The sequence below is a fragment of the Novosphingobium sp. B 225 genome (assembly GCF_002198665.1).
Classification (GTDB): domain Bacteria; phylum Pseudomonadota; class Alphaproteobacteria; order Sphingomonadales; family Sphingomonadaceae; genus Novosphingobium.
This window is the reverse complement of the sequence record NZ_MWLM01000059.1, coordinates 43,581-56,125: the sequence shown is the minus strand read 5'-3', so window position 1 is coordinate 56,125 and position 12,545 is coordinate 43,581. Positions and strand designations below refer to the sequence as shown.

The 12,545-nt window shown below is 63.8% G+C and carries 13 protein-coding genes; 8 read left to right on the top strand and 5 right to left on the bottom strand.

The genetic code is table 11. The annotated features are described in order from the left end of the window. Positions 1-442: 442 nt before the first annotated feature. The 5 genes from rapZ (at position 443) to MNBBLIKP_RS10880 (ending at position 3,446) form a co-directional block, all read left to right on the top strand. Positions 443-1,372, top strand: a complete 930-nt coding sequence (gene rapZ, locus MNBBLIKP_RS10900) for an RNase adapter RapZ (protein WP_088310287.1) — start codon at positions 443-445, stop codon at positions 1,370-1,372. A gap of 79 nt (positions 1,373-1,451) precedes the next feature. Then, entirely contained in the window at positions 1,452-1,859 is a 408-nt protein-coding gene (locus tag MNBBLIKP_RS10895; protein ID WP_088310286.1) for a PTS sugar transporter subunit IIA, read from the top strand. 12 nt (positions 1,860-1,871) lie between these two features. After that, complete coding sequence (locus tag MNBBLIKP_RS10890) at positions 1,872-2,150, top strand: HPr family phosphocarrier protein (RefSeq protein WP_088310285.1); 279 nt, start codon at positions 1,872-1,874, stop codon at positions 2,148-2,150. A 4-nt stretch (positions 2,151-2,154) separates the two neighbouring features. Further along, positions 2,155-2,958 carry a TrmH family RNA methyltransferase gene (locus MNBBLIKP_RS10885; protein WP_088310284.1) on the top strand — a complete coding sequence of 268 codons (804 nt, stop codon included), beginning with the start codon at positions 2,155-2,157 and terminating at the stop codon, positions 2,956-2,958. A gap of 44 nt (positions 2,959-3,002) precedes the next feature. Continuing rightward, positions 3,003-3,446 carry an META domain-containing protein gene (locus MNBBLIKP_RS10880; RefSeq protein ID WP_088310283.1) on the top strand — a complete coding sequence of 148 codons (444 nt, stop codon included), beginning with the start codon at positions 3,003-3,005 and terminating at the stop codon, positions 3,444-3,446. Here the strand turns inward: MNBBLIKP_RS10880 and rmuC are convergent. From rmuC to MNBBLIKP_RS10855, 5 genes are all read right to left on the bottom strand, one after another. Next, positions 3,424-4,830 (bottom strand): DNA recombination protein RmuC, encoded by a 1,407-nt coding sequence (rmuC, locus tag MNBBLIKP_RS10875; RefSeq protein ID WP_441339275.1) that lies wholly within the window; start codon positions 4,828-4,830, stop codon positions 3,424-3,426. The genes MNBBLIKP_RS10880 and rmuC overlap by 23 nt on opposite strands. A gap of 68 nt (positions 4,831-4,898) precedes the next feature. Beyond that, the gene (gene def / locus MNBBLIKP_RS10870; protein WP_088310281.1) at positions 4,899-5,465 is read right to left on the bottom strand and encodes a peptide deformylase; all 567 of its coding nucleotides are present in this window, start codon (positions 5,463-5,465) and stop codon (positions 4,899-4,901) included. Positions 5,466-5,607: 142 nt separating this feature from the next. Next, on the bottom strand, positions 5,608-6,696 hold the full coding sequence (locus tag MNBBLIKP_RS10865; RefSeq protein WP_088310280.1) for a Rieske 2Fe-2S domain-containing protein: 1,089 nt from the start codon (positions 6,694-6,696) through the stop codon (positions 5,608-5,610). Positions 6,697-6,710: 14 nt separating this feature from the next. Further along, the gene (locus tag MNBBLIKP_RS10860; protein ID WP_088310279.1) at positions 6,711-7,904 is read right to left on the bottom strand and encodes an acyl-CoA dehydrogenase family protein; all 1,194 of its coding nucleotides are present in this window, start codon (positions 7,902-7,904) and stop codon (positions 6,711-6,713) included. Between the two features lie 15 nt (positions 7,905-7,919). Further along, a complete protein-coding gene (locus tag MNBBLIKP_RS10855) occupies positions 7,920-8,840 on the bottom strand; it encodes a VOC family protein (protein ID WP_088310278.1) in 921 nt (306 codons plus the stop codon). Positions 8,841-9,039: 199 nt separating this feature from the next. Between MNBBLIKP_RS10855 and MNBBLIKP_RS10850 the strand changes: the two genes are divergently transcribed. The 3 genes from MNBBLIKP_RS10850 (at position 9,040) to MNBBLIKP_RS10840 (ending at position 12,543) form a co-directional block, all read left to right on the top strand. Next, on the top strand, positions 9,040-9,549 hold the full coding sequence (locus tag MNBBLIKP_RS10850; RefSeq protein WP_088310277.1) for a flavin reductase family protein: 510 nt from the start codon (positions 9,040-9,042) through the stop codon (positions 9,547-9,549). 431 nt (positions 9,550-9,980) lie between these two features. Next, on the top strand, positions 9,981-10,811 hold the full coding sequence (locus MNBBLIKP_RS10845; protein WP_088310276.1) for a hypothetical protein: 831 nt from the start codon (positions 9,981-9,983) through the stop codon (positions 10,809-10,811). A 4-nt stretch (positions 10,812-10,815) separates the two neighbouring features. Next, positions 10,816-12,543 carry an N-acyl-D-amino-acid deacylase family protein gene (locus MNBBLIKP_RS10840; protein ID WP_088310275.1) on the top strand — a complete coding sequence of 576 codons (1,728 nt, stop codon included), beginning with the start codon at positions 10,816-10,818 and terminating at the stop codon, positions 12,541-12,543. Positions 12,544-12,545 lie beyond the last annotated feature (2 nt).

The following is a 12,545-nucleotide window of genomic DNA, read 5'->3' as shown; positions in this document are numbered from 1 at the left end:
CCCTGAGCCATTCTGACTCAAACCTCGAAGGCGCGGTTAATAGGTCCTGACCCTAAGATTGCCATGCAGGGGGCGGGCCAAGTCTGCCCCCCTGGCTTTCACCCCTGGCAGGGGCGGCACCGCTGCACACAAAGCTTTCCTACATCGCCGCGATCTGCGATTCTGCCGCGATGCCTGGTTTCTTATCCTCATTGCTTCCTACAGCGGCACGCGGGACAAGTGGGGCGGCGCAGCGTGACGATGCCAAAGTCACACTTTCGCACTTGCGCGCAGTGCTCAGCTATCCCTTATTCGTTCTTATTCTTAATGGCTTAGAGCGCTCTTTCCGCCCCAAAGTTCACACAACTTCCACCCCTGTTGGGCGTCTACCAAGTGCACCGGGGACAGCCCGGCTTCGCCCCCTTCACAACGCCGCTATGCAGGCCCATCTAGGGGGCCAGCGATGAGTGAGACCCCTGCCCCTCCCCGCCAGCGTGTATTGCTGGTTACCGGCCTGCTTGGCGCAGGCAAGACCACGGCTTTGAAAGTGCTGGAGGATCTGGGCTGGGAAGTGATCGACAACTTCCCGATCCGGCTGCTTCCCCGGTTGATCGACAGCCCCGATGCACCTGCGCCGGATCTGCGGTCGCCGCTGGCCATCGGGTTCGATTCGCGGACCCGCGGGTTCGATGCCGCCAAAGTTATCGACCGGGTCAAAGTGCTGGTTGGCAGGCCGGACATCGAACTGACCACGCTGTTCCTCGACTGCTCCGGGCAGGAACTGGAGCGCCGCTATAACGAGACCCGCCGCCGCCACCCCTTGGCGCAGGACGTTCCCGCCGCCACCGGCATCGCGGCCGAGCGCGAGCAGATGGAGCCGCTGCGGCGCTGGGCGGACATGGTGATCTCGACCACCGACTATACCACCAATGACCTGCAACAGGCGGTCCGCGAACGCTTTGGCCAGGATGCGCCGCTGCCGACCACGGTGACCATCACCAGCTTTGGCTTTTCGCGGGGCATGCCGCCGATTGCCGATCTGGTGTTCGACATGCGGTTCCTGGACAACCCGCACTGGGACCCGGACCTGCGCGAGCAGACCGGGCAGGACACGCCGGTAGGTGCCTATATCCGCAAGGACCCGGCCTGGGAGGAAGCCTTTACCCGGATCCGCGACCTCGTGCTGCTGCTGCTGCCGCGCTATCAGGCGCAGGGCAAAGCCTATGTCAACGTGGCCTTTGGCTGCACCGGCGGGCGGCACCGCTCGGTCTTCACGGCCGAGCAGATCGCAGCGGCGCTGCGGGCGGCGGGATATGATCCGGCGGTGCTTCACCGCAACCTTGCCAGCCGCGCCGCCGATGCGGTGGAAGGCCTGCGGGAGATAAGGCATTGACCGGGCCGGTCGAGACGGGCAATTGGCCCCACTTTCCGGCAGGATTCGCCGGGTCGCAACTGCGGAGACACGGTCCCCTATGATCGGTCTGATCCTGGTCACCCACGGCAAGCTTGCCGAGGAATTCGTGAATGCCATGCAGCACGTTGTCGGGCGGCAGGACGCCGTGGCGACCGTGTGCATTGGCCCCAACGACGATGCGGAACTGCGCCGGCGCGAGATTGCCGATGCGGTCAAGGCCGTCGATAGTGGTCAGGGCGTCATCATTCTGACCGACTTGTTCGGGGGCACGCCATCCAACCTGGCGATCTCGCTGATGCAGGCCGGCAAGGTTGAGGTGATCGCCGGGATCAACCTGCCGATGCTGATCCGCTTGGCCAAGGCGCGCGGCTGCATGGAGCTGAAGCAGGCGGTAACCGCCGCGCGCGATGCTGGTCGCACCTATATAACCATTGCCTCCGAATTTCTGGGGCAGGACGCGAAATAAGGGGGGAGCGCAATGCCGGAGCAGCGCGAAAGCGTCGAAATCGTCAACAACCGGGGGCTCCACGCCCGCGCCAGCGCCAAGTTCGTCAACGCCGTGGCCAAGCTGGGTGACGGGCTCCACGTCAAGGTGTTCAAGGATGGCGCAGAAGCGGAAGGCGGTTCGATCCTGGGCCTGATGATGCTGGGCGCGGCCAAGGGCGACAGCATCGAGATCGCAGTATCCGGAGACGGCGCGGAACCGGCGCTGCTCAAGCTGGTCGGCCTGGTCAAGGACGGGTTTGGCGAGGACTGAACCCTTGCCCCGCCGCGAGATCACCGGGTTCTCCAACCCCGCCGTCAAGGCGCTCCGCGCCCTTCGCGAAAAGAAACATCGCAAGGCCGCGGGCAAGTTCCTGGCCGAAGGTCTGCGGCTGCTGACCGATGCCCGCGAATGCGGCAGGTTGCCCGAAGTGCTGGTGATGGCCACGCGCCGCGAAGCCCATCCGCTGCTCGATGCGCTGGAAGCCGATGTGCTGGCAAATGGCGGTGAAGTGCTGGAAATGGCCGAGGACGTGCTGGCCAAGGTCACCGGCAAGGACAACCCGCAGGCCGTCGCCGGGGTGTTTGCCGAGTTCGACACCAGCCTTGTCAATCTGGACCGCTCCGCCGCGAAGATCTGGCTGGTCGCGCAGGCCCTGCGCGATCCGGGCAACCTGGGGACCATGCTGCGCACCGGTGATGCGGTTGGCGCAGGCGGCTTGATCCTGATCGACGCCTGCGCCGACCCTTTCTCGGTCGAGGCAGTCCGGGCGAGCATGGGCGCGGTGTTCACCCAGCGGATCGTGCAGGCGCGGTGGGAAGAATTCCTGCCCTGGCTGCGCGGCGGCCCGGGCCAGCTGGTTGCCGCCAGCCTGCGCGAGGCTGTGCCCTATCGCGGCGCGCCTTATCAGGCGCCGTGCTTCATCATGGTCGGCAACGAAAGCCGCGGCCTGCCCGAAGACTACGAACTGACCTGCGACCTGCGCGTTACCATGCCGATGAAGGGCCGCGCCGACAGCCTGAACGCCGCAGTGGCCGGAGCGGTGCTGGCCTATGAAGTGCTGGATGTGCTGAGTGACTAGGCTTGTTCAGCCCCCAGCCAGCGAACAATCGGTATAGCCGCAGGATGAGAAACACCGCCCTCACCGCCTTCGCCCTCACCGCGCTTGCCTGCGCCGCTGGCGTGCAGGCCGCACCGCCCAAGCCGGCCGCCTTGGTCGGCACCAGCTGGAAGATCATCCAGATCGATGGCAAGGCTCCGGCTTCTCCCAAGGCCGCGATGCAGTTCCAGACCGAGCGGATCAGCGCCACTGCAGGCTGTAACGGTCTGGGTGGAACCTGGCGGATCCGGCAAGGCAAGCTGGTCGGCGGGCCGTTCGTTTCGACCATGATGTACTGCCAGAGCATCAGCGGCGAAGACAACCTGATGGCTCAGGAACGGGCGCTGTCCGCCCTGCTTTCGGCGACACCTTCGATCGATCTCACCCGCGGCAAGCTGACCCTGCGCTCGCTTGGCCACTCGGCCGAACTGGTGCGCGCGGACGGACCTACTCAGCTGCGGATTCGCTGACCATTTCCTCAGCCCCTTCGGGCAGCAACAACGCGCTTTCGCCATAGCGCGGCGTGCTTTCGACCAGCGGCACATCCTCGATCTCGCGCTTGCCGATGGCAATGCCCTTGTCGCGCAGCCTGCGCCCCGAGGACATCACGTTGCGCTCATAGCTGCCGACGAAATCGTTGTACTTGCGCACCGCCCGTTCCAGCCCTGCCCCCACCCCTTTGAGGTGTTCGCCTGCCGTTGCCATCCGTTCATAGATCTCAGCGCCCAGCCGCCCGATCTCCACTGCCTCACGCGCCAGCTGGTCCTGCTGCCAGACCATCGCCACGGTCCGCGCAATCGCGACCAGATTGGTAGGAGTGGCGAGCAGAACCTTGTTGTGAAAGGCGAAGTCCCACAGCTCCGGATCGTGTTCGAGCGCCGCCGCGACGAAATGTTCACCTGGCACGAACATCACCACATAGTCGGGCGCTTCATCGAACTGGCTCTGGTAACTCTTGGCACCCAGCGTCTGGACATGGCCGCGCATCGAGCGGGCGTGCAGATCAAGGTGGCGCTTGCGTTCGGCATCGTCGTTGGCTTCAAACGCGGCCTGATAGGCGTTGAGCGAGACCTTGGCGTCGATCACCAGCTTCTTCTGCCCCGGCACATGCACCACCGCGTCGGGGCGCAGCCGCCCTTCCTCGGTATCGAGCGACTGTTCGAGGTTGAAATCGGTGTGCTGCGACAGCCCGCATTGCTCCAGCACGTTCTGCAGCGCCCGTTCTCCCCAGCGCCCCCGCGCCTTGGGGGCGTTGGTCAGGCTGTTACCCAGCCGCGCCGCCTCGGCCCGCACGGCTTCCTGCCCTTCGCGCATCGACTGCAACAGCCCGGTCAATTGCCCAAAGCCATCGACCCGCTGTTTTTCCATCAGCGCGACATGCTCTTCATAACTTTTGAGGCGCTGATCGACCGGTGCGAGCAAGGCCTTCAATTGCTCGGCGCTTTTCTCTTCGGACACGGCGAGCCGTTCCTGCGCGCGGGCCATGAACACTTCCTGCGCGCGTTCAAGCACGCGGGCCCCGGCGTTTTCGAATTCCTTCTTGAGCCCTTCCTGCGCTTCGAGCAGCAGCCGCTTCTGCTCATCGAAATGGGCCGCATTGGCGCGCAAGGTGGCGAGCTCGCTGCCCAGCGCTTCGCTGCGCTGGCGAACCACCGCCAGTTCATCGGTCAGCTGATCGGCCCGCTCAGCCCGCTCGCTCGCCGCAGCCAGATCGCGAATCGCGGCCTTGAACTTGTCATCCAGCCCGCGCACCTCCGCCTCGCTCCCCGCCAGCCGCTCACGCAGCTCGGCCAAGGGGCGCGCCCCTACGAACCAGCCGATTGCAGCGCCGGCCACGAGACCGAGCAGAAGCATGATGATGACAAACAGGGAGCTATCCATTCCGGCAGCTTAACCGGAACGGAGCAAGAACGCTAGCCCTCTCAAGCCGCCTTGCGCAGCTTATCCAGCTTCTTCAGCGCCATCTGTCGCTTGAGCCGCGAAAGGTGGTCGATGAACAGGATGCCTTCGAGGTGGTCCATCTCGTGCTGCAGGCAGGTGGCGAGCAGGCCTTCCATGTCCTCTTCATGGACCGTGCCATCGAGATCCTGCCAGCGTGCCCGGATCCGGGCCGGGCGTTCGACGTCGGCATAGATTTCGGGCACCGAGAGGCAGCCTTCGGAATAGACCGAGAGGTCTTGCGAGGGGTTCAGGATTTCCGGGTTGATGAACACCCGGGGTTCACGTTTGGTCGGCTGGTGGTGATGGTGATGGCCGTCGTGCGCGCAGGGCACCGGCTCTGCATCGGGATCGTCGGGCTGCAGATCGATCACCAGCACCCGCAGCGGCACGCCCAGCTGGATCGCGGCGAGGCCGATGCCCGGGGCGTCGTACATCGTCTCGAACATGTCGGCGACAAGGGTTTTCAGCTCATCATCGAACTGGGTGACGGGCGTCGAGACCTGCTTGAGCTGCGGATCGGGGACTTCGAGGATTTCGCGGATAGCCATGGAGGGGCAGATAGTCGCGGTTTGTGCGGCCTGCAAGACCTTCAACCCGAGCCAGGGTTTCCCCCGGCCCAATGCTGGCATTCCTCATCATCATCCGCCTGCGAGGGCCATCAAAAGCCGCCACACAGCGGGTCATACGGTCCTAGGCCGCTTTCACCCTGGTCCGGTTGTCGACCGAGGTGTGCACCCCGTTGACGCGGGTGTGAAATTCACCGGCCCGCACCTTGGGATTATAGAACTGGCGGTTCCAGATCCGGCCTTTGTGAAATGGTCCGTCGTCAGACACTTGCAGGATATTGATCGCGGGTTCCTTGAACTTCCACAGCTCAAAATCCTGCGCAAAGGCATCGAGTGCGACGTCCTGATAGGTGCGTGCCATCGATACGCCAGCATCATTGGCGCGCTCGTTCCCGACCTTGACCATCAGCGCGTACCAGCAGCGGATTTCGCCATCTTCGACCGGCGTGTTGCAGATCATCATCAGGGTCGGATACTGGCCTTCCATCCGGCTCTGGAGGATGCCGGGACCGGTGTACCAGGTATCGTTGACCAGCACGTCCTGTCCAGGATCGCTGACCAGAGTGCGGTGTCCGGCGGCGAAGCGCTGGATCATCACGTGGTCCCGGTATTCGTTTTCGAAAAAGGCGATGTCCTTGCTGCCGTGAACCGGGATGAAGTGCGCCAGATCGGCCATGTTATCGAGCACTTCCTGCGGATGGATCGGCAGAGTGCCCAGATGGTCAAGCCGCCAGCGGACCCAGCCCTGATCCTCCATGTCCCATTCGGCGAAAGTCGGCAGATCGAAATCGGGCGCGCCGCCTTCGGCATCGTGCCACATCCAGATGCACCCGGCGCGTTCGATCACTTTGTGCGATTTGACGCAGGCCGCCTTGGGGATGGCATGACCGCCGGTGGCATAGGGAATGTCATCGCACTGGCCATCGGGGTTGAACCGCCAGCCGTGCCCCGGGCAGCGGATGCCATCCCCGTCGATCTGATCGCCATCGCGGACGATGTAGCTGGTGGTGTTGCGGGCGATATGCACCCGCATGTGCGGGCAATAGGCATCAAGCAGCACCACCCGCCCGCTCTTGCCGCGATAGAGCACCATGTCCTGCCCGAAAAAGCGCACCGGCTCGGGCTTGGTGGTGACGTCTGCAGCTTCCGCGACCATGAACCAGCCGCGCGGAAATGCGTATTCGCCCATGCCGTATTCGGCTGACTTTGCCATTGTCTCTCTCCCGTTCAGATGAAGCTGTCGGCGTTTTCGCCGCCGAGCATGACGTTGCCCACATTGCGCCCCACGGCATTGGGGTTGTTGGCCACATGGGTGCGGCCAGTGTGAATGTCGCAGAAAGTGCGCGCGATCACGTTGCCGCGACTGATCCCGTCAGCCCCGCCCAGGTGATACATCCGCGTGATCAGGTCCCCGCAGCGCCCGGCGATCTGCGCCGACTGATGGCGGAAGCGCAGGCGAGTGGGAATATCGGCTTGCTCGCCAGCGCGGGCACGTTCGTTCAGCACCGCGAAGTTGCGCATCAGCACGCATTTCATCTCATCGATCGCGGACTGCACATCGGCAATCAGCACCTGAACGTCAGGATCGCCGCTGGAGCTCGCCCCGGTGTTGTTGCTCTTGCGCTTGGCCCCGTTCGCCACGAAGTGATCGAGCGCGCCCTGCAGCGCCCCGATCGAACTGGACGAGACGGCCCGGACGAAAACCTGCCCGAACGGCAGCTTGTAGAGCGGCCCGGGGTTGCTTTTCGCGCCGGGGTTGGTCGCGGCAAAGCCATCCTTGGAACGGTGAGTGCGGTGGGCCGGGACGAAGGCGTCCTTGACCTCTACATCATGGCTGCCCGTGCCGCCGAGGCCAATCGTGTTCCAGCAGCGGTGGACGATGAAGTCCTCACGCGGGACCAGGAAAGTCCAGAAATCGGGAATACCGGTTTCGGGATCGCGCACCAGTCCGCCCAGGAACGCCCACTGGCAATGATCGACCCCGCTGGAAAAGCCCCAGCGCCCGGAAATCCGGAAGCCGCCATCAACCCGCGTGACTTGCGCCTTGGGCATGTAGGAGCTGGAAATCAGCGTGCTGGGATCGCTTGCCCAGACATCATCCTGCGCCTGCGGTGCGAACAGCGCGAGCTGCCAGTTGTGGACCGCGACCACGCCCAGCACCCAGGCGCTGCTCATGCAGCCTTCGGCGACTTTCATCTGCACATCGTAGAACGTCTCGACGTCCATCTCGTAGCCGCCGAAGCGGGCCGGTTGCAGGATCTTGAAGAACCCCGCTGCCTGAAAATCGGCGATGGTTTCGTCGGGCACCTTGTTGCCGGCCTCGCAAGCATCGGTGCGAGCACGCAGCGCGGGAAGCAAAGCCGCCGCGCGGGCGACCAATTCTTCGCGGCTGGGGGCGGCGATAGTGGTGGCGATGTTCATTGCTGGTCTCCCAAATCAGGCTGCATCGGCCAGTGCGGCCTGCTCATCCGCGCCGAACCCGACGCTGAAATCGTGGCCCCACAGGCTGACCGAAGTGCTTTCGAACAGGGTGTGGCGGTTCCAGTCGAGCGTGCGCCCGCCGAATCCGTATTCCAATGCGAAGCCGCCGGGGGTCATCATGTAGAAGCTGGTCATGTGATCGTTGGTATGCTTGCCCAGCGTCGCCATCAGGCGGGTACCGTGGGCCAGCATCCGGTCATAGGCGCGGCCGACTTCGTCCAGGCTGGGCACTTCGACCATCAGGTGGACGCAGCCCGAAGGCACCTCGCCTTCGAACAGCGCCAGGCTGTGGTGGCGGCCATTATCGCAATGCATGAAATCGATCCGCATTTCCGGCCCGCCCGGCCCCATGGGACGGTGGATCAGCACGTCGGACAGGCCAAAGCCCAGCACGTCCTGCATGAACGCGCGCGTTTCTGCGATCTTCGGCGCGGGCAGGACCATGTGGCCATAGCCCAAGTCATCGGTGACGAACCCCGCAACCCCGCAGGGCGAGCGGAACGGTTCAAAGCTGGTGACATAGCCCAGCGCCAGTTCGTGCCGGTTGCCCGAGGGATCGCGGAACCAGACCATGTCGAACACGTGGCGCAGCGCGATCTCGTCGCGGGTGCCTTGCGTGAAGCTGACCCCCTTGGCGGCAAGTTCGGCCTTGGCTGCGGCGAAGTCCGTCTCGCCGGTAATTTCCCAGCCGCTGGCATTGTAGCGATCTGCCGCCCCGCGCTGGATGAACAGCCGCCCGGCGCGCTCATCGATCCGCAACGCCAGACCGCCGGGCACTTCATGCGCCGAAAAGCCCGCAACCTGTTCGGAGAACGTACGCCAAGCCGAAAGATCGGTTGCGTCGATCACCGAATATGCCAAAGCCGCTACGCGCATCGCCTGCTCCCACCGGGCTGCCTTTTGTCACGGGCACTGTGCGGCGGCGGCGGGCGTGAAACATTGATCAGGATCAACAGATTCGGAACATGCGTTGCCAAATCACGTTCAAATCACATTACATCGCCATTGAATTTGCTTTTTTGATCGAAAACGCGTATTCAAAGTGCAATTCAAATACGCATAATCGGGAGACTCCATGACTGCGGAGAATCAACAGGCCGATCTGGCCAACGGGCTGAAGCAAGTGCTGCGCTACCTGCCCGCGCCGGTCGGGATCGTCAGCAGCTATGATACCGAAAACGGGCAGCCGATTGGCCTTGCCATGTCGGCGATCATGCCGGTCGCGCTGGAGCCGTGTTCGATGGCGATCGCGGTCAACCGTTCGGGCTCCGCGCACGAAGGGATGCTGCGTGCGGGCAAATACTGCATCAACCTGCTCGACAGCGAGCTGCACGGCCACATGGCCCCCTTCGCCAGCGCCGACGCCCGCGATCAGCGCTTTACCCAGCCCGAATGGAAGCAGCACGGATCGGTCTGGTATATCGAAGGCGCCCCGGCCAACATCTTTTGCGAAGTGCGCGAAAAGCTGAGTTTTGGCACCCACGACCTGCTGATCGGCGAAGTCTATGACCTGATCTCCAGCGGACGGCAGGACATCCTCGGCTGGGCCAACGGCGCACTGGGGCGGCTGGCCCCGCTGGGGTAGCGCCCCTCATCTGTTCGTGTCGAGCGAACCCGGAACATTTGCCTCCTCGAAATGGCGGCTTTTGGGGTGAGCTTAGACCCTGACGGGGTCACGCAGAGGCCGCAGAGAAAAATAAAGGCGCAGAGATGCTGCTCTGAGCCGCAGGCTCTTGTATCGCTGCAACGGCGCGGCCTGTCGTAGCCTCGATACAGAAGTACGGCTTTGTCGCTTGCGCGACACCTCTGCGCCTCACCTTCTTCTCTGCGACCTCTGCGTGACCCCGTCAGGCTCCAAGATATCCACTCTCCCGCCATTCCCGGCATCAGCCAACCCAACCCCATCCGCGCCAAACGGAACGCTAGCGGACAGATTGCAGCCCTGCCTGCAACAGCCCCCTTGCCTCCCCGCCCCTGCCGGGCCGACACTGCGGCGGCAAACGGCGGAGAGGCCCCATGAACGTCCCCTATCTCGCGCGCGGCGTGATGCCGGTCAGTACCGATAGTTCGGTGCTGGTCAGCTCGTCCAAGTATCTCAACAACCCGCGCCTGCGCGATTGGCTGGCGATGATCCTGCTACGCAAGAACGGCAAGGATCTGCCCCCGCCCGCCGAAATGCACGAATTCCTGCAAATCCTGAGCGAACTGCGCGATTTCGACGCGATCGAGGAGCAGATCACGGCCGAGCGCAAGGTCAACCCGCAGCTCGACGCGTGGTTCAACGCAGGCCACATCAGCCGCTACAAGATCGAGGATTTCGCGCAGTACGCGCCCGGATCGCTGGGCCGGATCTTCTATGACCAGATGACCGGCGGCTCCTATGACATCCAGATCGTGCCGTGGAGCGAGCCCAAGACCCAGCTGGAATTCTTCAACCTGCGCAGCGGCCAGACCCACGATTTCGAACACATCCTGACCGGCGGCGGGTTCAATTTCATGGGTGAACTGGTGCCGTACTGGTACCGTCTGACCAATGTGCCGCGCTTCATCAAGGACCAGCACCTGGCGAGCGAGCTCAACGTGATCAACATCTTCGGGTCGCTGCGCTACCAGACCCGCACCGCGCTGCACTATCCCGAAGTCTGGCCGGTCTGCACCGACTGCATCCAGCGCGGGATCGCCGTGGGCAAGCAGAGCGATGCCTTGTTCCTTGCCAAGATCGAGGATGCGTTCCACCTTCCCCTGGAAGAGGCGCGCGCCTTCCTGGGGGTGCGCGGCGCGGTGGACGTAGATACCGATAATGCGGGAGCCTTCTGGGCCGAACGCGAAGCTTTGGTGGAGGCCTGACACAATGACCGACTATGATATCCTGATCAAAGGCGGCACGGTGCTGGACGGCAGCGGCCAGCCCGGCTTCGTCGGTGATGTGGCGCTGAAGGGTGACCGGATCGTCGCCGTGGGCAACTGCCCCGGCACGGCCGCGCGGGAAATCGATGCGCGCGGCAAGCTCGTCACCCCCGGCTTCGTCGATATTCACACCCATTACGATGGCCAGTCGATCTGGTCAGAGGAAATGTCACCCAGCTCCTCGCACGGGGTAACCACCGTGGTGATGGGCAATTGCGGCGTCGGCTTTGCCCCGTGCCGCAAGGAAGACCAGCAAGTGCTGATCAAGGTGATGGAAGGGGTGGAGGACATTCCCGGCGTGGTCATGGCCGAAGGGCTGCCGTGGGATTGGGAAACCTTCCCCGAATACCTTGACGCCGTCGACAGCCGCCGCCGTGACATTGATGTGGCCGCACTGCTGCCGCACAGCCCCTTGCGCGTCTATGCCATGGGGGAACGCGGCGCCAATCGCGAGCCGGCCAACGACGAGGATCTGGCGAAAATGCGCGGTCTGGCGCGCGAGGCGCTGGAGGCCGGGGCCATCGGCTTTGCCACCAGCCGCCTGCAGATCCACAAGACGATGGACGGGGATTTCATCCCCAGCTTCGAGGCGGACAGCAAGGAACTGGTCGAAATCGCCAGCGCGATGAAGGACGTGGGCAGCGGCGTGATGCAGATGGTGCCCAACATCTACAACGGCTGGGAAGTGGAATTCGCCCATCTTAAAGCGATCGTCGATGCCACCGGTCGCCCCGCGACCTTCACCTATGCCACTGCCAACAGCGGCCCGCCGACCTGGCTGGAAGCGCTGGAACTGGTCGAGGCGGAGAATGCCAAGGGCGCGAAATTCCGCCCGCAGATCATTCCGCGCCCGATCGGCATGGTCGCCGGGTTCGAGCTTTCGACCCACCCGTTCTGCCTGTGCCCCAGCTATCTGCCCATCGCCAAGCTGCCACTGGCCGAGCAACTGGAACACTTGAAGGATCCGGCATTCCGTGCGCAGCTGATCGCAGAGCAACCCGAAGAAGGCCACCCGCTCGCCCAGCTTTCGCGCAACTGGAACTGGCTGTTCCCGCTGTCCGATCCGCCCAACTATGAACCCCCGCGCGAGAGCAGCATCGCCGCGCAGGCCGAAGCCCAGGGCCGCAGCCCCGAGGAAGTGGCGATGGACCTGCTGATGAATGGCGGCGACGGCTTGGGCATGCTCTACAACGCGCTCGGCAACTTCCACGACGGCAAGCTCGATGCACTGCTGCCGCTGATGCAGCACAAGGATGTGGTGCTGGGGCTGGGCGATGGTGGCGCGCACTATGCCGCGATCTGCGACGCCAGCTATTCAACCTTCCTGTTGACCTACTGGACCCGCGACCGCGCAGGGGAGAAGATCGATTGGCCGGCTGCAATCAAGGCGCTGACCTTTACCCCCGCCGATACCATGTGCCTGTCCGATCGCGGCTTGCTGAAACCCTGCTACAAGGCGGACGTCAACGTGATCGACGCAGACCGGCTCGCGCTGCACCGGCCGGAGGTGAAGTTCGACCTGCCGACCGGCGGACGGCGGCTGGATCAGGCGGCGACCGGTTATGACTGGACGATCTGTTCCGGCGAAGTAATCCGGCAGAGCGACAAGAGCACCGGCGCTCGCCCGGGCCGCTTGGTGCGCGGCTCGCAAAACGCACCACTGGCAGCGTGACC